Consider the following 26,931-nt stretch of genomic DNA (forward strand, 5'->3'; position numbering starts at 1 on the left):
CCTCCGGGGTCCGTCGCGCACGGGGGCTACCCTTCTCGGGTGAGCAGTGAGCAGACCCCCGCGCAGACCTCCGTGCCGGAGACCGACGGCACCGCCCCGGCCGCCGGAGAGCGCCCGCGCCGCCTGACGTACGCCGCCGCGCTGGCCGCGCTGGAGGGGATCGCCCTCGTCGTGGCGGGCGGGTGGATTCTCGCGCTCGGTCTGGCCGGCGCCCCCGAGAGCCGTCAGCAGGCGGTCACGGGCGGGATCACCCTGCTGGTGCTCGCGCTGCTGCCGCTGCTCGCCGCGCGGGGGCTGTGGCAGGTGCGCCGCTGGAGCCGGGGCCCCGCCGTCATCACCCAGATCCTCGCGCTGCCGGTCGCCTACAACCTGCTCCAGGCCGACAGCATCGCCATCGGGGCGGGCATCGCCCTCGCCGTGGTCTCGGTGACCGCGCTGGTGCTGCTGGTCAACCCGGCCACGACCCGCGCCCTGGGGATCACCGGGCCGGGCCGCACCGAATAACACCCCGCCCGGGCGCCTCTACTCCTCCACCAGGAGCTTCTCCCGCAACTGGGCCAGGGTGCGGGCCAGCAGCCGGGAGACGTGCATCTGCGAGATGCCGACCTCCTGCGCGATCTGCGACTGGGTCATGTTGCCGAAGAAGCGCAGCAGCAGGATGCGCTTCTCGCGCGGCGGGAGGTCCTCCAGCAGCGGCTTGAGCGACTCCCGGTACTCCACACCCTCCAGCGCCTCGTCCTCCGCGCCGAGGGTGTCGGCGACCGCCGGGGACTCGTCGTCGGTGTCGGGGACGTCCAGCGACAGCGTCGAGTACGCGTTCGCCGACTCCAGCCCCTCCAGCACCTCCTCCTCGGAGATCGCCAGCTTCTGGGCCAGCTCGTGCACCGTGGGGGAGCGGCCGTGCAGCTGCGACAGCTCGGCCGTCGCCGTGGTCAGCGCGAGCCGCAGCTCCTGGAGCCGGCGCGGCACCCGCACTGCCCAGCCCTTGTCCCGGAAGTGCCGCTTGATCTCACCGACGACCGTGGGGGTGGCGTACGTGGAGAACTCCACGCCCCGCTCCGGGTCGAACCGGTCCACCGACTTGATCAGTCCGATGGTGGCGACCTGGGTGAGGTCGTCCAGGGGCTCGCCCCGGTTGCGGAAGCGGCGCGCCAGATGCTCGACGAGCGGCAGATGCATGCGGACCAGCCGGTTGCGCAGCTCCGCGTACTCCGGGCTGCCGTCCTTCAGGCCGCGCAGCTCCACGAAGAGCGCCCGCGCCCCGCTGCGGTCGTGCGGGTCGTGCCGTGCCGCCCGGACGGTCTCCGCGCCCGGCGCGGTGTCCTCGGCGTATCGCTCGTGCTCGCTCATCGTCCCGCCCGTAGCCCTTCCCCGACCCCTCGCCCCCGCGCGGTCGGCGGGCCGCTCCCCGCCGCGCTCCCCCGGAGGCGCGCTCCGCACGGCACCCTCGCCGCCGGCCCGCGCGGAGTCTTCCTCCGGGTGGGGCCGGGCCTGCTCGGGGATGCCGTCGACGCCGTCGGCCATGTGCCGGGGGCCGTCCTGGGGGACCGCCCGCAGGCTCTCGGCCTGCTTGGCCGGCAGTTCTCGCGCGCCGCGCTCTTCGTCCCGCACCGGACCGTCCCCGTTCCTCACGCCGGGCCGGGGCCCGCGCCGCGCTGTTTGTAGAGACTGATCGACACGGTCCGGTCCTCGTCGACGGCGGACGACACCTTGCCCGCCAGGGCCGACAGCACGGTCCAGGCGAACGTGTCGCGCGACGGGGCGTGGCCGTCGGTGGTCGGAGCGGACACCGTGACCTCCAGCGAGTCGTCGACGAGGCGGAAGACGCAGCTCAGCACGGAGCCGGGCACGGCCTGCTGGAGCAGGATCGCGCAGGCCTCGTCGACCGCGATGCGCAGGTCCTCGATCTCGTCCAGGGTGAAGTCCAAGCGGGCCGCCAGACCGGCCGTGGCCGTCCGCAGCACCGACAGGTAGGCACCCGCGGCCGGAAGCCGGACTTCCACGAAGTCCTGGTTCGCCGTGGGCTCGCCTGCGATCTGGGACACCCTCACCTCCATGGTGGTACAAGCTTCACGGGGCCGAGGGTCGCCCCCCGGGGTAACGCATACGTGGTTCCGCGGTGACGCTATCGCGCTCGGAACGTTCCTGTCCCCGCACCCCCGGCCCCCTGGCGTTACTCACAGTAAAGCTCCGTATACGCTCCGTGTCTAGGGGGTGGGGCGGATTCAAATGGGAAGAGCGCGCGCCGGATTGACGTACCCAGGCATCGGGCGCTCGAACCACCGGGAACACCGCCGTGCCGTCCACTGTCACACGAGTACGTGGTCCACGAAACACCACCGCCAGTCGTCTCCGGGTTCGAACGTCCGCATCACCGGGTGACCCGAGTCCGCGTGGTGCTTCGTGGCGTGCCGGTTGGGCGAGGAGTCGCAGCAGGCGACATGTCCACAGCTGAGGCAGAGCCGCAACTGCACCGGGTCGGTCCCGTCCGCGAGACACTCCAGGCACGTCTCGCTCAGCGGGCCGGGTTCCGGGAGCGGCAGCACGGCGACGTGCGTGCACTGTTTCATGATTGCCAGATTACGTCGGGAGCGCGGAAATCCGCGCGGAGAATGAGGGTGGGCGAGGACATGGACGTGATGCCGCTCCTGCTGCTGATCGCCGGGAGCGCGGCCATCGCGGGGATCGCCCGGCGCGGGCCGGTACCCGCGCCCCTGCTGTTGGTCGCCGCCGGCCTCGTCGCTTCCTATCTGCCGGGAGTGCCGGACTACACCCTCGACCCCAAGGTGGTCCTCCCGCTGCTGCTGCCCCCGCTGCTCTACACCTCGGCGACCGACAGCTCCTACCTGGACCTGCGCGCCCAGGCGCGGCCGGTGGCGCTGCTGTCGGTGGGCTACGTCCTGTTCGCCACGGTCGTCGTGGGCTGGGTCGCCCATCTGATCGTGCCCGGCCTGCCGCTGACCGCCGCGCTGGTGCTGGGGGCGGTGGTGGCGCCGCCCGACGCGGTCGCGGCCACCGCGGTCGCCCGCCGGCTCGGGCTGCCGTCCCGGATCACCACGATCCTCCAGGGCGAGTCCCTGCTGAACGACGCCACCGCCATCACCGCGTACAAGGTCGCGCTCGCCGCCGCCATCGGGGAGGGCGCCACCTGGGCGGGCGGGCTGGTCGAGTTCCTGATCGCCGCGGTCGGGGGTGTCGGGGTCGGGCTCGTGCTGATGGCACCGCTGCACTGGCTGCGCACGCATCTGCGTGAGCCGCTCCTGCAGAACACCTTGTCGCTGCTGATCCCGTTCGTCGCCTACAGCGTCGCCGAGCAGTTCCACGCCTCCGGGGTGCTCGCGGTCGTGGTCGTCGCGCTCTACCTCGGGCACCGTGCGTGGGAGGTCGACTTCGCCACCCGGCTCCAGGAGGAGGCGGTGTGGAAGATGGTCGCCTTCATCCTGGAGTCCGCCGTCTTCGCCCTGATCGGGCTCCAGCTGCGGGTCGTCGTCGAGGGGCTGGGCCCCAACGAGGGCACACGGGCGGTCGTTTACGCCGCGGTCCTCTTCGTGGTGGTCGTCGTGGCCCGGCTCGTGTGGGTCTACCCGGCCGCATTCCTGCCCCGCCTGCTGTCCGCCCGCATCCGGGAACGCGAGGAGAACCCCACCTGGCAGGGCGCCCTGGTCACCGGCTGGGCCGGGATGCGGGGCGTGGTCTCGCTCGCCATCGCCTTCTCCATCCCGGTCACCGTGCACGGGGGGCACCCCTTCCCGCAGCGCAACCTGATCCTCTTCCTGACGTTCACCACGGTCATCGGCACCCTGGTCATCCAGGGCCTGAGCCTGCCCCCGCTGATCCGGGCCCTGCGCTTCCCGCCCCGCGACCCGCGCGCGGACACCCTCGCCGAGGCCAACGCCCAGGCCCAGGCGTCCCGCGCGGCCGAGAACCGGCTCGAAGAACTCCTCAACGACGAGCGCAACGCCCTGCCCGAACCGCTCGCCGAACGGCTGCGCGCGGCGCTGGAGCGTCGCCGCAACGCGGTCTGGGAACGCCTGGGCCAGACCAACCCCGTCACCGGCGAGTCCGTGGACGACACCTACCGCCGGCTGTCCCGCGAGATGATCAGCGCCGAGCGCGACGTCTTCGTACGCCTGCGCGACCACCGCTACATCGACGACGAGATGCTCCGTGCCCTGCTGCGCCGGCTCGACCTGGAGGAGGCGGCCGCGGACCGGGAAGTGGCCTAAAACGTACTGTCCGGGAAGGGCCGTCCGGTGATCACCGCGGCCACGGCGGTCCCGCGCGGGAAGGCGCCCTCCTCGGCCAGTGCGGTGAGCGCGTACAGCAACTTGGCGACATACAGCCGCTCCACGGGCACCCCGTGCCGGTCCTCGAAGTCGGCCGCGAAGGCGTCCAGTTCCGGGGTCGTACGGGCGTAGCCGCCGAAGTGGAAGCGCTCCTCCAGCGACCAGTCGCCGGTGCGGGCGCCGAAGGCCCGCTCCTGGAGCGCGGCCACCTCGGCCGCCAGGAAGCCGCCCTTGAGCACGGGCACGCCGAGCGCGCGCTGTCCGGGGGCGAGACCGGCGGCCAGTCCGGCGAGCGTGCCACCGGTGCCGCAGGCCACCGCGACGACCTCCGCGCGGCCCGCCAGCTCCTCGCCCAGCGCCACGCAGCCGCGTACCGCCTCGGCATTGCTGCCGCCCTCGGGGACGACATACGCGCCCTCCGCCCGGGCCGCGTGCAGGAGCGCCGCCAGGGTCTCCGGCTCGCCCTTGCGCCGGTACGTGGCCCGGTCGGTGAAGTGCAGCCGCATGCCGTCGGCCGCGCACCCGGCCAGGGACGGGTTCAGCGGGCGGCCGGCCAGTTCGTCGCCGCGCACCACGCCGATGGTGGGCAGCCCGAGCAGCCGCCCGGCGGCCGCGGTGGCGCGCAGATGGTTGGAATACGCGCCACCGAAGGTGACCAGCGCCCGGCCCCGCGCCGCCTCGATGTTCGGTACGAGCTTGCGCCACTTGTTGCCGATCAGCTCCGGGTGGATCAGATCGTCCCGCTTGAGCAGCAGCCGCACGCCGTGCCGGGAGAAGCGGTCGTCCCGCACCTCCGTGAGGGGGGAGGGGAGTGCCGGAGCGAGGGGGTCGGCGCTGGTCATCCGGCCATTGTCGCCCCTTCGGCAGGGGGCTCAGTCCTTGAGCCGGGCCTTGATCCGTGAGCGGAGCGAGGACATGGTGAAGCCGCGCGGGTCCACCTTGCCGGGCTGCCACTCCAGGTGGCCGATGACCGAACGTTCCGACCAGCCGTGGTGGCGGCAGATCGCGGCGGCGGCCCGCACGATCGCGTCCATCTGGGCCTCGGGCCAGGGGTCCTCGCCGTCGCCGAGGTTCTCGCACTCGAAGCCGTAGAAGTACCGGTTGCCGTCGGTGTTGGACTCGTTGTCGGGCGGCAGGCCCTTCTCGGCGATGACCGCGCGGAGCACCTCGTCGTCACCGAGACCGGCGTGGTTGGCGCGGCCGTAGCCGACCAGGTGGACCTTGCCGTCCTTGGTGATCACGCCGTGGCAGAGCGGGCCGGGAAGCTCGTCGTAGCCGTCGCGGCACAGCTCCACGGTGCGGGCGCTGCCGCTGGTCACCGTGTGGTGGATCATGACGCCGTGCATCGGACCCCAGGGGCCCTTGTGGTTGCGGTTGTGGGTCCGCCAGTTGCCGACCTCCACGACCTTGAGGCCCTCGGCCTTCAGCGCGCTCAGAAAACCGCTCGCGGACATGGGTGGGGACATGGCCGCCTCCTTCGTACCGTTCGGGAAGTTCTGGGCGGACCGGCCGTCCCGGCCCACCCGTCACGGTGCTTGTACCGACGCACGGGGGTGGGAACCACATCGGTCGCTCGCTGTACGAGTCGATCCGGCCATTTTCCTCGGCCGGGTCGCCCAGTCTGCCCAGTAGTCCGATGATCCATTCCCCTCCTTTCGGGTAATGGTGCGGGCACGCTCCGTGATGGAAAGCTCGGCCCCGAGACCGGTGGCCGGCGAGATCCGGCACGGGATACATGGGAGGGCAATTCCTTATGTCGGTAGGCGAAGAGGTCCGCACGGAGCAGGGCAAGCCGCAGCAGTCCCTGGGCACGGCGGCCGCGCGGAACCTGGCCACCACCACCAAGTCCGCACCCCAGATGCAGGAGATCAGCTCCCGCTGGCTGCTGCGCAACCTGCCCTGGGTCGACGTCCAGGGCGGCGCGTACCGGGTGAACCGGAGGCTGACGTACGCCGTGGGGGACGGCCGCATCACCTTCGTGAAGACGGGGGACCAGGTCGAGGTCATCCCGGCCGAGCTGGGCGAACTGCCCGCGCTGCGCTCGTACGAGGACGAAGAGGTGCTCACCGAGCTGGCCCGGCGCTGCCGGCAGCGCGACATCGCCGCGGGCGACGTGATCAGCTCCTTCGGCACCCGCACCGAGAAGGTGTACCTGCTCGCCCATGGCCGCGTGGAGAAGATCGGCACCGGTCCGTACGGCGACGACGCGGTGCTCGGAGTCCTCGCCGACGGCGCCTACTTCGGCGAACAGGCGCTGCTCGACCCCGACGCCATCTGGGAGTACACCGCCCGCGCCGCCACCGCGTGCACGGTGCTCGTGCTCAGCCGCTCGGACTTCGAGCAGGTCGCCGAGCGTTCCGACTCCCTGAGCGAGCACGTCGCCCGGCTGCGCGCGCTCCCGGACCAGCGGACCAACAAGTACGGCGAGAAGGAGGTCGAGCTGGCGGCCGGCCACTCCGGCGAGCCCGACATCCCGCACACCTTCGTGGACTACGAGGCGCGGCCGCGCGAGTACGAACTCAGCATCGCCCAGACCGTGCTGCGCATCCACTCCCGCGTGGCCGACCTCTACAACCAGCCGATGAACCAGACCGAGCAGCAGTTGCGGCTCACGGTCGAGGCGCTGAAGGAGCGCCAAGAGCACGAGCTGGTCAACAACCGCGAGTTCGGTCTCCTGCACAACTGCGAGTACGACCAGCGGCTCCAGCCGCACGACGGCGTCCCCGGCCCGGACGACCTGGACGAGCTGCTCAGCCGCCGCCGGGGCACCAAGTTCCTGCTCGCCCACCCGCGCGCCATCGCGGCGATCGGGCGCGAGCTGAACAAGCGCGGACTGGTCCCGGAGACCATCGACGTGGGCGGCAACCGCATCCCCACCTGGCGCGGGGTGCCGATCTACCCGTGCAACAAGATCCCGGTCAGCGAGGCCCGCACCACCTCGATCATCGCGCTGCGCACCGGCGAGGCCGAGCAGGGTGTCATCGGCCTCCGCCAGTCCGGCCTGCCGGACGAGATCGAGCCCAGCCTGTCGGTGCGCTTCATGGGCATCAACGAGCAGGCCGTCATCAACTACCTGGTGACCGCCTACTACTCGGCCGCCGTCCTGGTGCCGGACGCGCTGGGCGTGCTGGAGAACGTGGAGATCGGCCGGTGGCGGTGACGCGATCACCTGCTTCCCGCCCCGGCGGCCGAGGCCGGGGCGGGGGTCCCACCGTGTTCGCCGGGGAGGGGGAACCATGAGCGAATCCACCGTGGAGACCGGGGAGTACCCGGCGCCATTGTCGTCGGACGGGGTACCCAGGCCGCGCCGGGCGGCGGAGGACACGCCGGGGCACGACGCGGTCGTCCTGCTGGAGCGCACCCGGGGTGTCGTGGACCCCGAACTGCGCGCCGCCGTCCAGTCGTTGCCGGTGCAGTTACGCCGGATCGCGCTCTACCACTTCGGCTGGAGCCACGCGGACGGCACCCCGGCGGCGGGCAACGCGGGCAAGGCGATCCGCCCCGCCCTCGTCCTCGCGGCGGCGTCCGCGCTGGGCGGTGCAAATGCGCGGGCGGCGGCCGTGCGGGCCGCCGCGGCGGTCGAACTGGTCCACAACTTCACGCTGATGCACGACGACGTGATGGATCGCGACACCACCCGCAGACACCGGCCCACGGCCTGGGCCGTGTTCGGCGTCCCCGACGCGATCCTCACCGGGGACGCCCTCCAGGCCCTGGCGGTGCGACTGCTCGCCGTTGATCCGCACCCGGCCGCCGGCCGGGCGGCGGCCCGGCTCGCGGAGTGCGTGATCGAACTGTGCGCCGGACAGCAGACCGACACGGCCCTGGAACAGCGCGCGCCCGGCGAGGTCGCCCTCGACGAGGTGCTCGCCATGGCCGAGGCGAAGACCGGCGCCCTGCTGGGCTGCGCCTGCGCCCTGGGCGCGCTGTACGCGGGCGCGGAGGACGAGGTGGTGGCGGCGCTGGACACCTTCGGCCGGGAGGCCGGGCTGGCGTTCCAGCTCATCGACGACGTGATCGGCATATGGGGCGATCCCCGCCGCACGGGCAAGCCGGCCGGTGCCGACCTCGCCGTCCGCAAGAAGTCCCTGCCCGTGGTCGCCGCGCTGACCTCCGGCACCCCGGCGGGTGCCGAACTGGCCGCGCTGTACACCCGCCCGCACACGGCGGGGGACGGCGCCGAGATCGCCCGGGCGACGGTCGCGGTGGAGCAGGCGGGCGGCCGGGACTGGGCCCAGGCGGAGGCGGCGGACCGGATGGCCCGCGCGGTGCAGGAACTGGCCCGTGCGGTCCCGGCTCCGGAGGCGGCGGGGGGTCTGCTGGCCCTGGCGGAGTTCGTCACCCGGCGCAGTAGCTGAGCCGCCTTTGCACCCTTGGGCCCTTGGCCCGCTTGGGTCCCGCGCATCCCCACGGTGCGCGGGACCCATCCGGCCTACCCTGGACTTATGGACAGGGAAGCCCACGTCTGCCCCACCTGTGGCGAGTCCGTCGACATGGTCGCCGGCCGCCGCAAGACCCTCGGCGCGTGGGTGCCGGTGTGGAAACCGGGCCCGTGCCACAACCCGGCCTGCGCCCGTAGCGTGACCCCCATGCCCCGGCACCCGGATGCTCAGCACCCCGCGATCCTCCACATCACCGAACGCGCCCTCTGGGAAGCAGCCCGCGAGCAGGGCTCGTACGAGTTCTCCACCCGAGGCCGCACCCTCCAGGAGGTCGGCTACATCCACTTCTCCACCCGCGCCCAACTCCCGCGCGTGGCCGCCTTCCTGTACGGCGAGGACCCCGGCCGGGACGACCTGGTGGTCCTGGTGGTCGACCCCGCCCTGCTGGACGCCCCGCTGAAGTACGAGGCGATGCCACCGGCGGGGGAGGAGTTCCCGCACGTGTACGGGGCGCTGCCGGTGTCGGCGGTGGTGGACGTGGAGGAGTGGAAGGCGGCCGGCTGAGCCCCCGGGGTCAGCCGAGGCGCTTGCGGTCCTCCTCGTCCCAGGTGCGGGTGTCGCGGGGCTCGACGTAGGGCTCCTCGTCGGCCGGGTGACCACCGGCGATGGCGCGGTGGCGGCTCATCTCCGCGTCGAACTCCAGGCCGAGCAGGATGGCCAGGTTGGTGAGCCACAGCCACACCAGGAAGACGATCACGCCCGCGATGGCGCCGTAGGTCTTGTTGTAGGAGGAGAAGTTCGCCACGTACAGCGCGAAGGCCGCCGAGGCGATCAGCCAGACGACCAGGGCGAGGAAGCTGCCCGGAGTGATCCAGCGGATGCTGCGGATCTTGGCGTTCGGGGTCGCCCAGAACAGGATCGCGATCATGATCGTGACCAGGACGGCGAGCACGGGCCACTTGGCGATCGACCACACCGTCAGGAACGTGTCGCCGATGCCCAGCGTGGTGCCGACCTGCCGGGCCACGCTGCCGGTGAGGACGACGATCAGCGCGCTGATCACGGCGATGACCATGAGCACCACGGTCACCCCCAGCCGCACGGGCAGCAGCTTCCACACCGGACGGCCCTCGGGCACGTCGTACACGGCGTTGGCGCTGCGGATGAAGGCGGCCACGTAACCGGAGGCCGACCACACCGCGAGCGCCAGACCCACGAGCGCCATGACCGAGCCGACCCCGCCCTTGCCCTGCATCTGCTGCACGGCGGCACGCAGGACCTCGCGGGCGGGCCCGGGGGCGAGCTGCTGGATGTTGGTCAGCACCTTCTGGGTCGTGGACCGGCCGGCCAGCCCGAGCAGAGAGACCAGCGCGAGCAGTGCCGGGAAGAGCGCGAGAACACCGTAGTAGGTCAGCGACGCCGCCCGGTCGACCAGCTCGTCCTTCTGGAACTCCTTCACGGTGCCCTTGAGCACCGCACCCCAGGAACGCGCGGGCATATCCGTCGGCGAGTCCGGCGCCCGCCGCTCCACCTGCTCCGTCGGGCCGAGGCCCGTGTCCTGCCCGGCCGACTCGTCCTCGTCACGGGACCCGAATCCCCTCAGCGATTTCTCCATGCCTGCCGGATGTCCCGTGAGCGGCCGCCTATGTCGGCGCGGTTCAGCCCAGCACGGTCTCCAGCGGTCCCCGACCTTCTGCGGCTGCGTCGGCACCGACCCCCTCCTCCCGGTCGACGTCGGCCTTCAAGGACAATCACGTCCTGAAGGCCGACGTCACGCCGAAAACCGGATGAGGAAACGACGCCCGAATCCGGACCGGGACCCCGGGAGTTACCGCTCGGACCGCGCCTTACGTGCCCTGCGCACACGGGCGGGGTCGAAGGCGTCAATGGCCCCCGCGCCCTGGCCTGGCGTCGCGTCCCAGCCGATGATGCGACGGGCGAGGCGCTCCAGCCGCGGGTCACCGGGGCGTACACCGATGTGGAAGTGGGACTCCTTGACCGGCGTCAGCTCGCCACCCCAGGCGACGACACCTTCGCAGTCCGCGAGGATGTCCTGGACGATGGTCTTCTCCCGTTCGGTCAACCCTGTACCCGGCTGCGCTCCGAGGGGGTAGAAGAGCGGCCGGATGGCCAGGGCCGTTCCCGAGAGGTGGTTGCTCTCGAAGGGGGCCCCGACACTGCGGTCGGTGGTGTGCCCTTGGAGGTCACCGACGCGCAGCGTGTCGATCTCGTAGGAGAAGCGGCGCGCGACGTACAGGAGGACGGTGGCGACGTCGCCATCCAGAAGGGGGACTTCCGCCTTCTCGGCGCCCTCCACACGGTGGCGGGTGGCCTGCTCCACGACGGGCCACCCGTTGGCGGAGGTGGATCTGTTCCATCTCCCGGCGGCCGCTGCGGGTGCAGCGGCGGTGGCGGTTCCGGTGCCCGAGAGCACCACTCCGGCCGTCAGGCCGGTGCCGAGCAGGAGGGCCTGCCGACGGGTCAGACGGAGTGTCGACGCCTCGTTCACGATGTGTGTCCGTTCCTGTATTGGTCGCGGATGGCCATGGCGGCACAGATGAGGGTGATGGCGATGCAGGCGTAGATCAGCGGGTTGGCGAAGGCCGGGACGAAGCTGTAGCTGTGCCCGTCGTCCCAGTGGCAGGTGGCGGTCAGCGGAAAGGCGCTCTGCTCGAACCAGTCCGCGTTGCGCGGAGGCTGGACCGCTTCCCGGCCGCACCCCTTGGCGAAGTCGACGGGGACGACGAACCAGAGGAGGGTGGCCGCGTAGACGAGCACCGAGCCCGTCGTGGAGAAGAGCAAGCCGGCCGGCCAGCGACTCCCACGGCGCCACAGGGTGATTCCACGCCCGACGAGGAAGACGGGTGCGAGAAGGGCCACGAGGATCACCATGGCGATGACAGTCAGCATCACATCTCCAGGCCGGGACGCCTCATGCGCTCTCCAACGCGGCCCGTGAAACGAGCACATCGGCGAATCCCTGGCAGAACTCGGTCAACTTGTCGGCGGGGAGGGTGGCGGGCGGCATGAAGAACGCCGTGCCGGACGTGCTCTTGATGAGCCACAGGCGGCCCCCGTCGATGGTGGGGTCGTAGTCCATCACGAGCGCGGTGCGCGCGATGTCGGTGGCACTGTTACGGGAGCCACCGAACCGGCTGCTCAGGTAGTGGGTGAAACGGGACTTGCCGCCGTCCTCCAGGTAATGCTCGCGCACCGCGGTGGTGAGCGGCACACCGGCCAGGACACGCTCGGCGATGAGGTAGGCGTCCGCGTCGACCAGCATGTCGCTGAAGCCGAAGCTCGAAGCGACGCCGATTTTGGCCAGGCGGTCCTGGCAGTAGGTGTAGCCGGAGGAATAGCGGTCGCTTGCCCGGACGGTGGGCGTCGGCGTCCAGAGCGAAGGAGTCGGAGCCGTTGCTCACCGTGTACTCCTTGACCTGGTTGAAGGCCCAGTTCTGCGGCAGCGGGAAGGGGAACGGGGCTTGGGAGGCATTCCGGGGGGGCGAGGAAGACGACCGCACCCGGGCCGCCATGGACGCCGTGCTCGGCGGCCTGCGGACCGGGTGCGGTCACGTAGTCACAAAAGCTGGACCCGAAGGATCAGGCCTTCTTCGTCTCCCAGAAGATCTTGTCGATCTGGGCGATGTAGTCCAGGGCCTTCTGGCCCGTCGCCGGGTCGGTGGAGGCCTTGGCGGCGGAGAGGGACTTGACCGCCTCGTTGATGAGCGTGTGCAGCTCGGGGTAGCTCTCGAAGTGCGGCGGCTTGAAGTAGTCGCTCCAGAGCACGTCCAGGTGGTGCTTGGCCAGCTCGGCGCGCTGCTCCTTGATCACCGTGGCACGGATCTGGAAGTGCAGGTCGTCGTTGGCGGCCATCTTCTCCTGGATGGCCTTCACCGACTCCGCCTCGATGCGGGCCTGGGCGGGGTCGTACACACCGCAGGGCAGGTCGCAGTGGGCGCTGACCTTGACCTTGGGGGCAAACAGGCGGGAAAGCATGGAGCGTTCCTTCCTCGTGATCGTCTTCTCAGGTGGGACATTACTCCCTGAGGGACTGGTTTTCCCGAGTGCCCCCCAGGGCTTAGGACAAAAGTCCGGGGTCAGACTGGGACTGTGGAGGAACGGACCGGGGAGGTGCCGGGGATGCCGGAGCTGCCGCAGGAGACCGAGCGGGGCAGAGCGCTGCCGCCCTTCGGGCTCGCCGAGGTCACGGGCCCCTCCATGGTGCCCACGCTCCACCACGGGGACCGCCTGCTGCTGCGGTACGGCGCTCCCGTCCGGCCGGGACAGATCGTCGTCCTGCGCCACCCCTTCCAGCAGGACCTGCTGGTCGTCAAGCGGGCGGTGGAGCGGCGCGAGGGCGGCTGGTGGGTGCTCGGCGACAACCCGTACGCCGGCGGGGACAGCACCGACTACGGGGTCGTGCCCGAGGAGCTGATCCTGGGGCGGGCCTGGCTGCGCTACCGCCCGCCGGCCGGGCGGCGCTCGCCGCTGGCGGTGGTGCGCTGGGCGCTCTCCGCGGCCAGACCGCTGCTGTCGGACCGGTCGGCGGCCAGGCGCTTCCGGGCGCGGTAGGCGGCGACGTTCGCGCGGGTCGCGCAGCGGTCGGAGCAGTAGCGGCGGGAGCGGTTGGTGGAGGTGTCCAGGTAGGCGTTCCGGCAGGGGGCGGCCTGGCACAGGCCCAGCCGGTCGACGCCGTACTCGGTCAGATGGAACGCCAGCCCCATGGCGGCGATGGCCGCGTAGCCCGCGGTCGCGTTCGACGGGTGATCGGCCAGGTGCATGTGCCACAGCGGGCGGCCGTCGTCGTCGCGGTGGTCGTGGCCGGAGATCTGCGGGCTGACCGGGAACTCCAGCAGCAGGGAGTTCAGCAGGTCCACGGCCAGCGTCTCGTCCCCCTCGTCCGCCGCCTCGAACACCGCGCGCAGCCTGCCGCGGACCGAACGGAAGCGCGTGACATCGGCGTCGGTGGCGCGGCGCGCCGCCGACGCGTTCCCGCCGAAGAGGTCGCGCACGGCCTCCACCGAGGTCAGGGAGTCCTTGCCCTGGCCCGGCTCCTCGCTGTTGACGAGGCGTACGGCGTAGTCCGAGTAATGGGCCAGTTCCACTTGTAGTCCTTACGGGAGCGCTCTATGGTCGTGTCTGCGGTCGAGTAATGGCCGGACGCACTTCCAGGGTATTACGCGTGCGCGGGAGGGGATGGGGAATCGTGACCACCATAGGTACGGGGACGGACTGGGCCGCCTGGCAGGAGAGCTGGGACCGCCAGCAGGAGTGGTACATGCCCGACCGCGAGGAGCGGTTCCGGGTCATGCTCGACATGGTGGAGGCGTTCGCCGGCACGGCCCCGCGCGTGCTCGACCTCGCGTGCGGTACGGGCACGATCACCGCGCGGCTGCTGGCCCGGTTCCCGGAGGCGACCAGCACCGGGGTCGACCTCGATCCGGCCCTGCTCGCCATCGCCCGCGGCACGTTCGCGGGCGACGACCGGGTGACCTTGGTCGAGGCCGACCTCAAGGACGCCGACTGGCCGGCGGCGCTGCCGTACGACTCCTACGACGCCGTGCTCACCGCCACCGCCCTGCACTGGCTGCGCACCGAGCCGCTCACCGTGCTGTACGGGCAGCTCGCGGGGCTGGTGCGGGAGGGTGGGGTGTTCATGAACGCCGATCACATGACCGACGAGTCCACGCCCCGCATCAACGCCGCCGAACGCGCCCAGCGGCACGCCCAGATGGACCGGGCCAAGCGGGACGGGGCCCTCGACTGGGCCGAATGGTGGCAGCTCGCCGGCCAGGACCCGGTCCTCGCCGGCCCCACCGCCCGCCGCTTCGAGATCTACGGCGAACACGCCGACGGCGACACCCCGTCCGCCTCCTGGCACGCCTTTGCCCTCCGCGAGCAGGGCTTCGGCGAGGCCCGGCCGGTGTGGTGCTCGCCCTCGGACTCGCTGGTGCTGGCGCTGAAGTGACGCACGGAAGAGGGGCGGTACGGGGTGACCCGTACCGCCCCTCGGTGTGTCCGTGACGGCTACAGCACCTTCGACAGGAACGACTGGGTGCGTTCGTGCCGGGGGTTGGTGAGGACGTCCCGGGGGTGGCCGGACTCGACGACCACTCCGCCGTCCATGAAGACCAGGCTGTCGCCGACCTCGCGGGCGAAGCCCATCTCGTGGGTGACGACGACCATCGTCATGCCGGACTCGGCGAGGTCGCGCATGACGTCGAGGACGTCACCGACCAGCTCCGGGTCGAGCGCCGAGGTGGGCTCGTCGAAGAGCATCAGCTTGGGCTCCATGGCGAGGGCCCGGGCGATCGCCACGCGCTGCTGCTGGCCGCCGGAGAGCTGCGAGGGGTAGTTGCCGGCCTTGTCGCCGAGGCCCACCCGCTCCAGGAGCTGCATCGCCTGCTCCTGCGCCGCCCGCTTGGAGACGCCCTTGACCTGCACGGGTGCCTCGGCGACGTTCTCCGCGGCCGTCATGTGCGGGAAGAGGTTGAAGCGCTGGAAGACCATGCCGATGTCCCGGCGCTTCAGCGCGACCTCGCTGTCCCGCAGCTCGTACAGCTTGTCGCCCTTCTGGCGGTAGCCGACCAGCTCGCCGTCGACGTACAGGCGGCCGGCGTTGACCTTCTCCAGGTGGTTGATGCACCTCAGGAATGTCGACTTGCCGGAGCCCGAGGGGCCGATGAGGCAGAACACCTCGCCCGGCTTCACCTCCAGGTCGATGCCCTTGAGCACCTCGACCGCGCCGAAGGACTTGTGCACACCCTCGGACTTCACCATCGGCACGACCGCCTTCGGCGGGGTGTCGTTCTTGCTCAGCTTGTCGCTCATGCCGCGCCTCCCTTCGGACGGCCCAGGGAGAACATGTTCGCCTTCACCTTCTGCCAGGGAGTGGCAGGCAGTTGACGGCTGGAGCCTCGGGCGTAGTAGCGCTCGATGTAGAACTGGCCGACGCTCAGGATCGAGGTCATGATCAGGTACCAGGCGGCGGCGAGGAAGTACATCTCCACCGGTGCGCCGGAGTTCTGGCCGATGTCCTGGGCGTAGCGGAAGAGTTCGGGATACTGGACGGCCGCCACGAGCGAGGTCGTCTTCAGCATGTTGATCACTTCGTTGCCCGTGGGCGGCACGATCACGCGCATCGCCTGCGGGATCACGACCCGGCGCAGCGTCTTGGCGTGGCTCATGCCCAGCGCGTGGGACGCCTCGGTCTGGCCCTCGTCCACGGCGAGCAGACCGGCACGGCAGATCTCCGCCATGTACGCGGCCTCGTTGAGGCCGAGGCCGAGCAGCGCCGTCAGCAGCGGCGTCATGAAGTCCGACCAGTAGTTCTTGTAGATCGGGCCCAGGTTGATGTACTCGAAGACGAGTCCCAGGTTGAACCACAGGAACAGCTGCACCAGCACCGGGGTGCCACGGAAGAACCAGATGTAGAACCAGGCGATCGACGAGGTCACCGGGTTCTTCGACAGCCGCATCACCGCGAGGACGATGCCGCCCACGATGCCGATCACCATCGACAGGACCGTCAGCAGCAGGGTCTTGCCGACGCCGGTCAGGATGCGGTCGTCGAAGAAGTAGTCCGGGATCGCGTGCCAGTTGATCTTGCCCTGGCTGAAGGCGTACACGATCGCCGCGAGCAGCGCGATGGCGATGACGGCGGACACGTACCGCCCGTAGTGCTTGACCGGGATGGCCTTGATGGCCTCCGGCGCGGCCGGGGGAGCGCTCTGGCCCCCGGCCGTCTTCTCGATCTCAGTCACAGGTATTGCCTCTCGGTGGCCGCTGAGGTTCCGCGGATCACTTGCCGCCGTTGATCGCGGCTTCCTTGACGGCGCCGTCCTGCGCGCCCCACTTCTGGAGGATCTTCGCGTACTCGCCGTTCTTGATGATCGCGTTCAGCGCGGCCTTCAGGGCGTCACGCAACTGCGTGTCCTTCTTGGCGACCGCGATGCCGTACGGGGCCGCCTCGACCTGGTCGCCCACGACCTCGAAGTCCTTGCCGCCGCCGGAGGTCTTCACCGCGTAGGCGGCGACCGGGAAGTCGGAGGAGGCGGCGTCCACACCGCCGGAGCGCAGCCGGGTCTGGGACTGCTGGTCGTCGTCGAACGGCTCGATGCTGATTTTCTTGCCGGCCGGACACTTCTTGGTCTCCTGCTTGGCCAGGTCCTCCGAGACCGTGCCGCGCTGGACGGCGAGCTTCTTGCCGCACAGGTCCGACCAGTCGGTGATGCCCTTGGTCTCGCCCTTGCGCGTGTAGATGGAGACGCCGGCCGTCAGGTAGTCGACGAAGTCGACGCCCTCGCCGACCTTCTTGCCCGTGTCGGGGTCGACGCCCTCCTGACGGTTCTTGTTGTCGGTCATCGCGGACATGGCCATGTTGAACCGGCCGGAGCGCAGACCGGTGAGCAGTCCGTCGAACGTGCCGTCCTCGAAGCTGAACTTCACACCGAGCTGGTCACCGAGGGCGGTGGCGAGGTCCGGGTCGATGCCGACGACCTTGCCGGAGGAGTCCTTGAACTCGACCGGGGCGTAGTGGATGTCGGAACCGACCTTGATCTCGCCCTTGTCCCGGATGTCGGAGGGCAGCAGCTTGGCGAGGGGCGCGGTGGAGGAGGCGCTGCCGGAGCCGGAGTCCTTGGCCTTCGTCTGGTCACCGCAGCCGGTGAGGAGCAGGGTGCCTGCGACCGCGATCGCACCGGCCGCTGCGATCCGGGACCGTGCGGTCGTACGACGGGTGGAGCTTGCGGTCATCGTGGTTCCTCCGGCGGATGGGAAGAGAAGACGTACCGATGGGGTCGACGAGAACACACACCTTCGGGTGCCGCGACCTCGTGGGTTTACGGCATCCTGCCATTCGGACTACGCCATTCAGGGTCGTCACAATGTCAAAATCGGATAACGGGTGACCGAGAACCGCATCAGGTCGGTACATCCGCGCTCCATTCAGACCGGATGATCTGCGGAAATACGCTGTTCACACCGGAAGATCCACAGGGGGTCTCACGATCCGGACGGCCGGTGTGCGGTGATTGAGGGGATTCGCGCGGCGGTTGAGGTTCCTCTGAGGTGCGCCCGCGGGCCCTCTGTGCGAGGGGTGTGCGGAGGCGTGGGAGGGCCGGGCGGCTTTCCGGGGCGACATGTGACCTTGCGCCTAATGGACTCGTGGTCCGCCCGTCCGTCCGGTATGAAGGTTCTTTACACCCCTCATCCGGGGCTCAGGGCGCGTGTGCGGCGCGCCCGTCGCGTATGTGCTCGTACGTATCCGTCAATCGAGCCGTGCGCGGTGCCCGCCCACTCCTCACCCGGAGTGGTCGACCCTCAACCATGCATACCTAAGGGGTAAGACAAAGTGGCAGCGGAGATCGTCAATCCTCGCAGCGACAGCGGTGCCGGACCGGAGGGCGGGGCCGAGCCCCTGGACTCCTTCGACCCCGCCTTCGCCCTGCACCGCGGCGGCAAGATGGCCGTGCGGGCCACCGTGCCGATCCGGGACACGGAAGACCTTTCCCTCGCGTACACCCCCGGCGTCGCGCGCGTGTGCACCGCGATCGCGGAAACGCCGGAGCTGGTCAACGACTACACCTGGAAGTCCTCGGTCGTCGCCGTCGTGACCGACGGCACGGCCGTGCTCGGTCTCGGGGACATCGGTCCCGAGGCGTCCCTCCCCGTGATGGAGGGCAAGGCGATCCTGTTCAAGCAGTTCGGCGGGGTCGACGCGGTGCCGATCGCCCTCGACTGCACCGGAGTCGACGAGATCGTGGAGACCGTCGTCCGGCTCGCCCCCTCCTTCGGCGGGGTGAACCTGGAGGACATCTCCGCGCCGCGCTGCTTCGAGATCGAGCGGCGCCTGCAGGAGCGGCTGGACATCCCGGTCTTCCACGACGACCAGCACGGCACCGCCGTCGTCACGCTGGCGGCGCTGCGCAACGCGGCCCGGCTCAGCGGGCGCGAGATCGGGCAGCTCCGCGTCGTCATCTCCGGGGCCGGGGCGGCCGGGGTCGCCATCGCCCGGATGCTGATCGAGGCCGGCATCGGGGACGTGGCGGTCGCCGACCGCAAGGGCGTCGTCTCCGCCGACCGGACCGATCTGACCGACGTCAAGCGGGAGTTGGCCTCCTTCACCAACAAGGCCAAGCTCACCGGCACGCTGGAGGACGCGCTGGCCGGCGCCGATGTGTTCATCGGCGTCTCGGGCGGCACGGTCTCGGAGGAGGCGGTCGCCTCCATGGCGAAGGGCGCCTTCGTCTTCGCCATGGCCAACCCCAACCCCGAGGTGCACCCGGAGGTCGCGCACAAGTACGCGGCCGTCGTCGCCACCGGGCGCTCGGACTTCCCGAACCAGATCAACAACGTGCTCGCCTTCCCCGGCATCTTCGCCGGTGCGCTCCAGGTGCGGGCCTCCCGGATCACCGAGGGCATGAAGATCGCCGCCGCCGAGGCGCTCGCCGCCGTCGTCGGCGACGACCTCTCCGCCGACTACGTGATCCCCTCCCCGTTCGACGAGCGGGTCGCCCCCGCGGTCACGGCCGCCGTCGCGGCCGCGGCCCGCGCGGAGGGCGTCGCCCGCCGCTGACGCCTGCGCGCGAGCGTTCGCCGGGAACGGCCTCGCCCCCTGGGGGCGGGGCCGTTCGTGCGTGCCGCGGACTCGCCCGGCCGGACCCGGTGGGTGGCCTCGCGCAAGAGGGTGTGTGTCACACCGTCGGGCGGTTCCTTCGCGGCGGGGCGGAATCTATCGTCGACGGCATGTTCGCCGCCTATGCCGCCCGGATCGACCGTGACCAGCCGCTCTCCGGCCTGGAGTTGGGGGAGCGTCCGGCCCCCGAGGCCCGGCCGGGCTGGAGCACCGTCGACGTCCGTGCCGCCTCCCTCAACCACCACGACCTCTGGTCCCTGCGGGGTGTCGGACTCCCCGAGGACCGGCTGCCGATGATCCTCGGCTGCGATGCCGCCGGGATCGACGAGGACGGCAACGAGGTCGTCCTGCACTCCGTCATCGGCCAGAGCGGTCACGGGGTCGGCCCCCGCGAGCCCCGCTCCATCCTCACCGAGCGCTACCAGGGCACCTTCGCCGAACAGGTCGCCGTCCCCGCCTGGAACGTGCTGCCCAAGCCGAAGGAACTCTCCTTCGCCGAGGCCGCCTGTCTGCCCACCGCCTGGCTGACCGCGTACCGGATGCTGTTCACCAACGCCGGGGTACGGCCCGGTGACTCGGTGCTGGTCCAGGGCGCGGGCGGGGGCGTCGCCACGGCCGCCATCGTGCTCGGCCGGGCCGCCGGGCTGCGGGTCTTCGCCACCAGCCGGGACGAGGCCAAGCGGAAGCGGGCGCTGGAACTGGGCGCCGTCGAGGCCGTGGAGCCGGGGGCGCGGCTGCCGCAGCGGGTGGACGCCGTCATCGAGACCGTGGGTGCCGCGACCTGGTCGCACTCCATCAAGTCCCTGCGCCCCGGCGGCACCGTCGTGATCTCCGGCGCCACCAGCGGCGACCGCCCCTCGCACGCCGAGCTGACCCGGATCTTCTTCCTCGAACTCAAGGTCGTCGGCTCCACCATGGGCACCAAGGACGAGCTGGAGGACCTGCTCGCCTTCTGCGCCACGACCGGGGTACGTCCCGTCATCGACGAGATCCTCCCGCTGGACCGTGCCCGTGAGGGTTTCCAACGGCTTGAGTCCGGCGAGCACTTCGGGAAGATCGTGCTGAGCAACTCCTGAACTCCTCAGCGGAGCGGGCGGGTCCGGGGCGCCGGGCCCGCCTTTTCGCGCACCTTCTTGTCAACTTGGGTTGACGCCCTGGGTGATGTCAACCTAGGTTGACATCATGACGGATGCAACGGATCTCGCCCAGCGGGCCGGTGACCGCGATCCGCGGGTCGGGCTGCGGGCTGTGGCCGCACTGCGCAGGCTGCTGGAGCAACTGGAGGCGGTGCAGGTGCGCGGGGCGCGCAATCAGGGCTGGTCGTGGCAGGAGATCGCCGCCGAGCTGGGTGTCAGCAGGCAGGCCGTGCACAAGAAATACGGGAGGCAGTGATGTTCGAACGCTTCACCAAGGACGCCCGTGAGGTCGTCCAGGGCGCGGTCGCGCAGGCGGAACGGGCGGGCGCACGGTCCATCGGCGCCGAACATCTGCTGCTCGCCCTCCTGGACCGCGAAGGCAGCCGGGCCTCCTTCGCCTTCGCCGCGCTCGGCCTCGCCGAACGCAAGGACTCCCTGCGCGAGGCGCTGGCCGGGGCGCGGCGCCGGGCGGGCCTGACCCGCGCGGACGCGGACGCGCTCGCCGGCCTCGGGATCGACGTCACGGAGATCGTCTCCAGGGTCGAGGAGGCCCACGGTGCCGGTGCCCTGTCCGGCGACCGGCGTGACACGGGCGGCCGGCCGGGCCGCCGGACCTTCGAGCAGGATGCCAAGGACGTGCTGGAGGGGGCGCTGCGCGCCGCCGTCGGCCGCCGTGACCGGCGCATCGGCGACGAGCACCTCCTGCTCGCCCTCACCGTGCGGCCCGGAGTCCCCGCCGAGGTACTCGCCGACCACGGTGTGACCCAGGAGTCGCTGCGTCGGGTCCTGTACGGCGAGGGTGCCGCCCAGGCGGGCTGACTCGAGCCCCCTGTCGAGGGGCTCAGACCTTCGGGCCGTGGAGTATCGCGCCGATATGGGCCGCCGCCGTCGACAGATGGCGGCGGACGTCCTGGAGCTGGGTCTCGGTGACGCCGTGGTCGCGGGCCGCGTCCCGCACGTCGTCCCGGAAGCGGTCCAGCAGACGGTCCAGGTCACGGGCGGGGTCGCCGGTGGAGGGCTCGTGGGTCCAGGCCGGCTGGTACTCCATCGGGAAGTCCGGCGGGGTCTCGGAGTACTCCGGGCCGGGCTCGGCCTTTACGCTCCCGGTGCCCGCCGTGCCGGTCCGCCGGGTGTCGTCCTTGCCGAAGTCGCCGAAGTTGCCGAACTCCCGCGCCAGTTCGGCCAGGCCCTCGCGGACCCCGGTCGGCCAGTCGCCGCGGGTGAAATGGTCCTGCACCCGCTCCTGGACCCGGCCCGCGAGACGGCGCATCTCCTCCTGGGCCCGGGCGTTGGCCCGCGACTGCGCCTCCTGTGCCTGGCGCCGGGCCTGCTGGGCCTCCTCGCGGGCGCGGCGGCTCTCGTCCTTGGCGCGCCGGGCCTGCTCCTTCCACTCCTGCTTGGCGCGGCGCATCTCCTCCTTGGCGGTCCGCCACGCCTCGGAGTCACTACGGGCGCCCGGTTCCTCATAGGAGCCGGTGGTGCCCGCCTTGCCGGCGCGGGTACGGGAGGCGGCCGCGCGCATCTCGCGCCGGAGGTCGCCCGCGGCGCCCCGGACGTCGGCCTTGATCTCGGCGGCGAGTTCCGCGACGGACTCGCCGATCTCCATTTCCAGGTCGGCCAGTTCACCACTGCGCTCGGCCAGTTCGGCGCGGCCCGCGTCGGTGATCGAGTAGACCTTGCGGCCGCCCTCGGTGGTGTGGGTGACCAGGCCCTCGGCCTCCAGCTTGGCCAGGCGCGGGTAGACCGTGCCGGCCGAGGGGGCGTACAGACCCTGGAAGCGCTCTTCGAGGAGCCGGATCACCTCGTAGCCGTGGCGCGGGGCCTCGTCGAGCAGCTTGAGGAGGTACAGGCGGAGGCGGCCGTGGGCGAAGACGGGGGGCATGTCAGAGCACCTTCTTGTCGGTCGTGCCGTCCGCGGGGGAGGCGGAGGCGGGGCCGGGACCGGACTCCCAGGCGGTGTCGTCGTCCTCCTCGGCCGGGCGGCGCAGCAGGGCGATCGAGCCGGAGACGGTGGTGGCCCGGAGCTTGCCGCTGCCCGAGCCGAGGCGGCCGGTGATCTTGTGGGCGCCCCACTGGCCCTGGACGCGCAGGCCGTCGAAGGCGTTGGAGATCGAACCGCTCGCGGTGTTCGCCTCCACGTCGGTGTCGCCGGGGTGCGGGAGCCGTATGGCGATCTCGCCGGAGACGCTGGTCAGGCGTACGTCGGTGGGGCCCTCCGGGTCCAGGTCGATGATCATGGAGCCGCTGACCGAGTCGGCGCGGACGGAGGGGCCCGCCCCCTCGACCACCGTCAGATCGCCGGAGACCGACTTGAACCGCAGGTCGCCGCTGACGGCCTGGGCCTCCACGCTGCCCGAGACGGTGTCCGCGCGGACCGGGCCGGAGACGCCGACCAGGGTGGTGTCGCCGGTGACGCCCTTGACCACGGACGGGCCCCGCACCCCGGAGACGACCGCGGCGGCGCCCACCACGCCCACCTCGACGCGGGTGCTCGCGGGGACGGCCAGGGTGACCACCGCGCTGCGGCGCCAGCCCTCGCGGTCCAGCCACTTCAGGAAGCCCTTCCAGGGCAGGTCCTCGTACGCCACCGTCAGGGTGCCGTGCCGGTGGGTGACGATCAGGGGTGGGCCCTCGATGTCCGAGATCTCCAGACGGGCGGAACTCTCCTCGGTGCCGACGACGTTCACCGTGCCGTTGACCACGCGGACGTTCAACTCGGTCACGGGGGCGTCGAAGCTCAGCTTCTGGGGTTCGGCGACGGTCCACTCGGACACGGGTCCTCCTCGGGCGTGACGCGGACAGGCGGGCGACAAGCAGGCGGAGCGGGGCGGTGCGCGCCGGGCGAGCACGCCCACCCGTCACGCCATATCGCGTCTCCTGGCATTCACGATATATCGTGGCCGTCGGAAGTCAAGACACCCTTTCGGGGGACAAAGGCCCAGCGGTGTCCGGGCATGGCTGCGCGGACCCTGCCCCTTCGGGCGGGCCCGCAGGCGAAGTGGGCGAGGGCGGCCGGGGCCCCCGGGTGAGTGCCCCGAGCGGCTACTCGTCGTCCTCGTCGTCCAGTCGCGCCAGCCACGTGGCCAGGCGTTCCACCGGGACCTCGAAGTCGGGGTTCAGGTCGACGAACGTACGCAGTTGCTCGGCGAGCCACTCGAAGGTGACCTCTTCCTCGCCGCGCCGCTTCTCCAGTTCTTCGATGCCTCGGTCGGTGAAGTACATGGATGACGCTCCGTCGGTCTGTGCAGGGGTAGGGCCGGTCCCGGGCGGGAAGAACCCTCATTCGCGGACGTGACCGCGAGGGGAGAGGGCGCCGCCTGTTCCGGCTGGGGAGCCGGAAGAGGACAGGAAAAGCATAGGCAGCCGCCGGGCGAGGTGGGCAGCCGGTGCCCAGGGGCGCCGGTCACGGCCGGTGACGGGGGACGAGCGGGGAGAGGACGGGGGTCCGATGAACGGGGACTCGACGCGGGTGGCGCGGATCGAGCTGCCGGACGGTACGCCGGTGTGGGCACGGATCTCGGGCGCGGAGGAGTTGTCGTACACCGACACCGGCTTCCACGAGCGGGTGGAGGCCAGCGTGGAGAGCCTGCACTCGCTGATCACCGGGGTGGCGCGCTCGCTTTCCGCCCCACTGAGCGCGGTACGGCCAGACGAGGTCAGCGTGGAGTTCGGCATCGAGCTGACCGCGAAGGCCGGCAAGGTCGTCGGCCTCCTCGCGGACGGGGAGGCGAAGGCGGCACTGACGGTCACCCTGACGTGGAACGGGGGGCCGCCCGAGCCGGGGGCGGGTCCCGCGGCGGGGGTCGCGCCGGTCGGAGGCGTGCCGGAGGCCGGGCCCATGGGGGGCGGGACCGGTCCGGGTGCCGGAACCGGGCCGAGCGGACCGGCGCCGGGAGCCGGACCGGCGCCCACAGCGCCGAGAGCGGGGTCCGGCCCTGCCTCACAGGTGCCGCCACCCGGTCCTCAGCTTGCCTGGGCGCCGGATGCGGAGTCCGTCCGGGGCGGCCCCGTGACGGAAGCGCGAGCCGCCGACCCCACCTTCACCCCCGCCCCAGGAGCATCAGTGCCCGGCCCTCACACGGGGCTCGGCCACGCGCCGGCTGTAGCACCCGCCCGCACCGCCCCGACCGCCGTACCCGCCCCCGAGCCGCAACCCCCATCCCACGCCACCCCCGCCCCGCCCACCCCCGTCGCTCACCCGCACCGCGCCCCCCGCACACCCCCGCCCCCCGCCCCCGAACCCTCCCCGGCCCCCCGGCCCGAAGCGTTGTTCGGCGTGTGGGGGCATCCGGGATGAGCGCGGGGTACGGCGGGGGCGCACCGGAGGGGGACGGTGCTGCGGAGCTTGCGCTGCGTGACCTCGTTCTGGGGGCCACCGTGCGCATTCATCGCGCGGGGGCCGGGTATGCCCACGACGAGCCCGTCAGCTTCCTCGGCAGTGGTTTCTTCGTCGCGCCGAACTGGGTTCTGACCTGCGCACACGTGGTTCACGCCGGGGAGGGGGGCGAGGTCACCGTGGTGTACCGGAACAGCCCCTACGACGACCCGCGCCCGGTGCCCGGCCGGGTGGCCGCGATGCTCCCGGAGCAGACCGGGCGCCCGGTGCCGGGGAGCTGGCCCGCGCCCGACCTCGCCCTGGTCCGGCTGCGCGAACCGGTCGGCCACACCTGTGTGTACGTCTCCGAGCGCCCCAACCCGCACTTCGGCGGCACCAGGGTGTTCTACGCGGGATGGACCGCCCCACGGGGCAGGCTCCAGATCCTGGACGGCTCGCTCACCGTGCAGGGCACCATCAGCGCCTGGTCGCCGGAGGAACAGGTCCGGCTCGGGCAGAACGACCTCCCCTCCGGCGTCTCCGGCGGGCCCGTGGTCGACCCCGTACGCGGCGAGGTCGTCGGCGTGCTCAAGTCCCGCGCGGACCACGGGGGCGGCGGCACCTCCATCGGTGTGGAGCGGCTGCGCACGCTGCGGCTTCCCGCCGGCGGCGAGGACGTCTACCAGTCCGTCTTCCACGCCCACGACCGCTACCACCGCGACCGCCAGCAGAGCGCCGACTCGCCCGACCCCACCTGGGCCGACATCCAGGGTGAACTCGGCGCCCGCCCCGGCCGCACCCTCACCCCGCAGCAGCGCGGCGAGCTGCTCGGGCTGCTCGCCGACCTGCCCCCGCCGGTCAGCACCCGCGGCCTGCTCGACGTACTCCGCGCGCTGCCCGACTTCCGCGTACCGTCGCTGGTACCCGCCCCGCGCGGCTGGCGGGACGGGCTCGGGCTGCTCTACGAACACGCCCGGAAGGACGGCGCGCTGAAGCTGGTGCTCGACTACGCGATGGGCGTGCTCGCCGCCGAACGGCCGCCCGCGCCCAGCGCCCTCGCCGCCGAACGCGCCCTGTGGGAGTGGGTGCGGCACACGGCGGCCGGCCTGGACAGCGGTTACCGGCACGCCCTGGCCCAGCGGCGCACCGAGCTGCTCGGCCGGGCCCAGGCGGCGCACGGACAGGCCGCGTTCAGTGGCGGCGGCCGGGACACGGCGGTACGGCAGCCGGTGCGCCCGCCGCTCACCGCGCCGCCCGAGCCCTCCGTACTGCTGGTGGTGCTGCGCCGGGGCTGGGAGCCGGACCACTGCGACTGGTCGGTCTCGGTCGGCGGCGGCCCCGACCAGGAGCCGGCCCGGCTGTACGAGGGCGAACGCGCCCCGCTGGACGGCCTGGCCGACCACGTGGCCGCGCCCCTCGCCGAGGCGTTCCGGCACTGCGACGAGCCCGGCCGGCCCGCCACCCTGTACGCCGCCCTGCCCCATCTGCACCTCAGCCTGCCCGTGGACGACTGGCGCCTCACCCCCGACGGCCTCCCGCTCGGCGCCGAACGCCCGGTCCTGGTCCGCTGCTCGGACCGCGACCAGCTCCCCGACGAGACCCCGGCCTGGGAGGCGTACGAGGACCCGGACGCCGAGCGCCGGGACCGCTGGCGGCGGCTGCGTCCCCGCCCGGCGCACGCCGAGGTGCTGGACTGCGACGACGGCGTGCGCAGGCCCGTACCGGACACGGCGGCGCTGCGCGGGCTCGGGCCGCAGACCGTGCCGGTGCTGTGCCGTCCCGGCGATCCGCGTGCGGCGGACGGGCCGGCCGCGCTCGGCCGGGTGCTGCGGGCCGGGTTCGGGGTGGTGCTGTGGCGGCGGCGGCCGGACGGCGTGTGCGGGGAGTTCCACCGGGGCGTGAAGACGGCCGTGGACGACGGCGAGGGCGCCCTGTCCCTGCCCGGCGTGCTGCACGCCCTGCGCGAGCAGGTGTACGCCGGGCTCACCGAGGCGTACTGGGCGCACGGCACGACCCTGCTGTACGACGATCCGCACCGCCCCCTGCCCGGTACCGGAGACCTGCTGGAGGCCCCGTGATCCGGGGCCCCGGTTCCTCCCTGATCCCCTTACCAGCCGTCCGGCGGATCGATACCGTGAGGGACGTCCCACGGCTGCCCCCGGCGACGAGCGACGAG

At 71.7% G+C, this 26,931-nt stretch carries 30 protein-coding genes; 13 read left to right on the plus strand and 17 right to left on the minus strand.

Translation table 11 applies throughout. The features are described 5' to 3' along the window. Nucleotides 1-39 precede the first annotated feature (39 nt). Nucleotides 40-504, plus strand: coding sequence for a hypothetical protein (locus tag E5082_RS03190; RefSeq protein WP_135789739.1), 465 nt, complete (start codon nucleotides 40-42; stop codon nucleotides 502-504). 18 nt (nucleotides 505-522) lie between these two features. On the opposite strand, the gene E5082_RS03195 is transcribed toward E5082_RS03190, so the two are convergent. From E5082_RS03195 to E5082_RS03205, 3 genes are all read right to left on the minus strand, one after another. Then, nucleotides 523-1,632 (minus strand): RNA polymerase sigma factor SigF, encoded by a 1,110-nt coding sequence (locus E5082_RS03195; RefSeq protein WP_135789740.1) that lies wholly within the window; start codon nucleotides 1,630-1,632, stop codon nucleotides 523-525. Beyond that, complete coding sequence (locus E5082_RS03200; protein ID WP_018544439.1) at nucleotides 1,629-2,045, minus strand: ATP-binding protein; 417 nt, start codon at nucleotides 2,043-2,045, stop codon at nucleotides 1,629-1,631. The genes E5082_RS03195 and E5082_RS03200 overlap by 4 nt, the downstream gene beginning before the upstream one ends. A 264-nt stretch (nucleotides 2,046-2,309) precedes the next feature. After that, nucleotides 2,310-2,570 (minus strand): UBP-type zinc finger domain-containing protein, encoded by a 261-nt coding sequence (locus E5082_RS03205; protein ID WP_135789741.1) that lies wholly within the window; start codon nucleotides 2,568-2,570, stop codon nucleotides 2,310-2,312. 60 nt (nucleotides 2,571-2,630) lie between these two features. On the opposite strand from E5082_RS03205, the gene E5082_RS03210 reads away from it, so the two are divergent. Beyond that, nucleotides 2,631-4,226, plus strand: a complete 1,596-nt coding sequence (locus tag E5082_RS03210; RefSeq protein ID WP_135790118.1) for a Na+/H+ antiporter — start codon at nucleotides 2,631-2,633, stop codon at nucleotides 4,224-4,226. On the opposite strand, the gene E5082_RS03215 is transcribed toward E5082_RS03210, so the two are convergent. Continuing rightward, a complete protein-coding gene (locus E5082_RS03215) occupies nucleotides 4,223-5,128 on the minus strand; it encodes a 1-aminocyclopropane-1-carboxylate deaminase/D-cysteine desulfhydrase (RefSeq protein WP_135789742.1) in 906 nt (301 codons plus the stop codon). The two genes, E5082_RS03210 and E5082_RS03215, sit on opposite strands and share 4 nt — an antisense overlap. Nucleotides 5,129-5,158: 30 nt before the next feature. After that, nucleotides 5,159-5,752 (minus strand): N-acetylmuramoyl-L-alanine amidase, encoded by a 594-nt coding sequence (locus E5082_RS03220; RefSeq protein WP_190045315.1) that lies wholly within the window; start codon nucleotides 5,750-5,752, stop codon nucleotides 5,159-5,161. 287 nt (nucleotides 5,753-6,039) lie between these two features. On the opposite strand from E5082_RS03220, the gene E5082_RS03225 reads away from it, so the two are divergent. From E5082_RS03225 to E5082_RS03235, 3 genes are all read left to right on the plus strand, one after another. Further along, entirely contained in the window at nucleotides 6,040-7,446 is a 1,407-nt protein-coding gene (locus E5082_RS03225) for a family 2B encapsulin nanocompartment shell protein (protein WP_135789743.1), read from the plus strand. 76 nt (nucleotides 7,447-7,522) lie between these two features. Beyond that, nucleotides 7,523-8,644: a family 2 encapsulin nanocompartment cargo protein polyprenyl transferase gene (locus tag E5082_RS03230; RefSeq protein ID WP_135789744.1), complete on the plus strand. Its 1,122-nt coding sequence runs from the start codon at nucleotides 7,523-7,525 to the stop codon at nucleotides 8,642-8,644. Between the two features lie 231 nt (nucleotides 8,645-8,875). After that, nucleotides 8,876-9,232: a DUF952 domain-containing protein gene (locus tag E5082_RS03235; RefSeq protein ID WP_135790120.1), complete on the plus strand. Its 357-nt coding sequence runs from the start codon at nucleotides 8,876-8,878 to the stop codon at nucleotides 9,230-9,232. A 10-nt stretch (nucleotides 9,233-9,242) separates the two neighbouring features. Here E5082_RS03235 and E5082_RS03240 read toward each other — a convergent pair whose 3' ends face one another. From E5082_RS03240 to sodN, 5 genes are all read right to left on the minus strand, one after another. Next, the gene (locus E5082_RS03240) at nucleotides 9,243-10,283 is read right to left on the minus strand and encodes a YihY/virulence factor BrkB family protein (protein ID WP_135789745.1); all 1,041 of its coding nucleotides are present in this window, start codon (nucleotides 10,281-10,283) and stop codon (nucleotides 9,243-9,245) included. Nucleotides 10,284-10,496: 213 nt separating this feature from the next. Continuing rightward, entirely contained in the window at nucleotides 10,497-11,177 is a 681-nt protein-coding gene (locus tag E5082_RS03245) for a hypothetical protein (protein WP_229918887.1), read from the minus strand. Then, nucleotides 11,174-11,578, minus strand: coding sequence for a hypothetical protein (locus E5082_RS03250; protein WP_135789746.1), 405 nt, complete (start codon nucleotides 11,576-11,578; stop codon nucleotides 11,174-11,176). Before E5082_RS03250 ends, E5082_RS03245 begins: the two co-directional genes overlap by 4 nt. A 22-nt stretch (nucleotides 11,579-11,600) precedes the next feature. Then, nucleotides 11,601-11,951, minus strand: a complete 351-nt coding sequence (locus E5082_RS03255; protein ID WP_135789747.1) for a hypothetical protein — start codon at nucleotides 11,949-11,951, stop codon at nucleotides 11,601-11,603. Between the two features lie 317 nt (nucleotides 11,952-12,268). Then, nucleotides 12,269-12,664: a superoxide dismutase, Ni gene (gene sodN, locus E5082_RS03260; protein WP_030807512.1), complete on the minus strand. Its 396-nt coding sequence runs from the start codon at nucleotides 12,662-12,664 to the stop codon at nucleotides 12,269-12,271. 144 nt (nucleotides 12,665-12,808) lie between these two features. Between sodN and sodX the strand changes: the two genes are divergently transcribed. Then, nucleotides 12,809-13,240 carry a nickel-type superoxide dismutase maturation protease gene (gene sodX / locus E5082_RS03265; RefSeq protein WP_135790122.1) on the plus strand — a complete coding sequence of 144 codons (432 nt, stop codon included), beginning with the start codon at nucleotides 12,809-12,811 and terminating at the stop codon, nucleotides 13,238-13,240. Here the strand turns inward: sodX and E5082_RS03270 are convergent. Beyond that, on the minus strand, nucleotides 13,126-13,773 hold the full coding sequence (locus E5082_RS03270) for a CGNR zinc finger domain-containing protein (protein ID WP_135789748.1): 648 nt from the start codon (nucleotides 13,771-13,773) through the stop codon (nucleotides 13,126-13,128). The genes sodX and E5082_RS03270 overlap by 115 nt on opposite strands. A 47-nt stretch (nucleotides 13,774-13,820) precedes the next feature. Here E5082_RS03270 and E5082_RS03275 point away from each other — a divergent pair, with 47 nt between their 5' ends. Beyond that, nucleotides 13,821-14,636, plus strand: coding sequence for a class I SAM-dependent methyltransferase (locus E5082_RS03275; RefSeq protein WP_135789749.1), 816 nt, complete (start codon nucleotides 13,821-13,823; stop codon nucleotides 14,634-14,636). 59 nt (nucleotides 14,637-14,695) lie between these two features. Here the strand turns inward: E5082_RS03275 and E5082_RS03280 are convergent, their stop codons facing one another. From E5082_RS03280 to E5082_RS03290, 3 genes are read right to left on the minus strand one after another with little or no spacing between them, the layout of a single operon-like run. Further along, nucleotides 14,696-15,448 (minus strand): amino acid ABC transporter ATP-binding protein, encoded by a 753-nt coding sequence (locus tag E5082_RS03280; RefSeq protein WP_086691651.1) that lies wholly within the window; start codon nucleotides 15,446-15,448, stop codon nucleotides 14,696-14,698. Between the two features lie 47 nt (nucleotides 15,449-15,495). Then, on the minus strand, nucleotides 15,496-16,431 hold the full coding sequence (locus E5082_RS03285) for an amino acid ABC transporter permease (protein WP_135789750.1): 936 nt from the start codon (nucleotides 16,429-16,431) through the stop codon (nucleotides 15,496-15,498). A 37-nt stretch (nucleotides 16,432-16,468) separates the two neighbouring features. Then, nucleotides 16,469-17,422: an ABC transporter substrate-binding protein gene (locus E5082_RS03290; RefSeq protein ID WP_135789751.1), complete on the minus strand. Its 954-nt coding sequence runs from the start codon at nucleotides 17,420-17,422 to the stop codon at nucleotides 16,469-16,471. A gap of 598 nt (nucleotides 17,423-18,020) precedes the next feature. Between E5082_RS03290 and E5082_RS03295 the strand changes: the two genes are divergently transcribed. The 4 genes from E5082_RS03295 to E5082_RS03310 all read left to right on the plus strand — a co-directional run bounded on the left by E5082_RS03295 (nucleotide 18,021) and on the right by E5082_RS03310 (nucleotide 21,259). Then, the gene (locus E5082_RS03295; protein ID WP_130332249.1) at nucleotides 18,021-19,244 is read left to right on the plus strand and encodes an NAD(P)-dependent malic enzyme; all 1,224 of its coding nucleotides are present in this window, start codon (nucleotides 18,021-18,023) and stop codon (nucleotides 19,242-19,244) included. Between the two features lie 170 nt (nucleotides 19,245-19,414). Then, nucleotides 19,415-20,380, plus strand: a complete 966-nt coding sequence (locus tag E5082_RS03300) for a zinc-binding dehydrogenase (RefSeq protein ID WP_135789752.1) — start codon at nucleotides 19,415-19,417, stop codon at nucleotides 20,378-20,380. A 106-nt stretch (nucleotides 20,381-20,486) separates the two neighbouring features. Beyond that, a complete protein-coding gene (locus E5082_RS03305) occupies nucleotides 20,487-20,696 on the plus strand; it encodes a helix-turn-helix domain-containing protein (protein ID WP_030807538.1) in 210 nt (69 codons plus the stop codon). Next, nucleotides 20,696-21,259, plus strand: coding sequence for a Clp protease N-terminal domain-containing protein (locus E5082_RS03310; protein WP_135789753.1), 564 nt, complete (start codon nucleotides 20,696-20,698; stop codon nucleotides 21,257-21,259). The genes E5082_RS03305 and E5082_RS03310 overlap by 1 nt, the downstream gene beginning before the upstream one ends. A 22-nt stretch (nucleotides 21,260-21,281) precedes the next feature. On the opposite strand, the gene E5082_RS03315 is transcribed toward E5082_RS03310, so the two are convergent. The 3 genes from E5082_RS03315 to E5082_RS03325 form a co-directional block, all read right to left on the minus strand. Next, complete coding sequence (locus tag E5082_RS03315) at nucleotides 21,282-22,322, minus strand: PadR family transcriptional regulator (protein WP_135789754.1); 1,041 nt, start codon at nucleotides 22,320-22,322, stop codon at nucleotides 21,282-21,284. 1 nt (nucleotide 22,323) lies between these two features. Then, nucleotides 22,324-23,214, minus strand: coding sequence for a DUF4097 family beta strand repeat-containing protein (locus tag E5082_RS03320; protein WP_135789755.1), 891 nt, complete (start codon nucleotides 23,212-23,214; stop codon nucleotides 22,324-22,326). Between the two features lie 268 nt (nucleotides 23,215-23,482). Then, entirely contained in the window at nucleotides 23,483-23,662 is a 180-nt protein-coding gene (locus E5082_RS03325) for a DUF6104 family protein (protein ID WP_003992906.1), read from the minus strand. Between the two features lie 226 nt (nucleotides 23,663-23,888). Here E5082_RS03325 and E5082_RS33645 point away from each other — a divergent pair, with 226 nt between their 5' ends. Then, entirely contained in the window at nucleotides 23,889-24,737 is an 849-nt protein-coding gene (locus E5082_RS33645; protein WP_373310059.1) for a CU044_2847 family protein, read from the plus strand. An 80-nt stretch (nucleotides 24,738-24,817) separates the two neighbouring features. After that, nucleotides 24,818-26,833: a VMAP-C domain-containing protein gene (locus E5082_RS03335; protein ID WP_308437537.1), complete on the plus strand. Its 2,016-nt coding sequence runs from the start codon at nucleotides 24,818-24,820 to the stop codon at nucleotides 26,831-26,833. Nucleotides 26,834-26,931 lie beyond the last annotated feature (98 nt).

The sequence above is a fragment of the Streptomyces griseoluteus genome, assembly GCF_004784465.1.
GTDB classification, from domain to species: domain Bacteria; phylum Actinomycetota; class Actinomycetes; order Streptomycetales; family Streptomycetaceae; genus Streptomyces; species Streptomyces griseoluteus.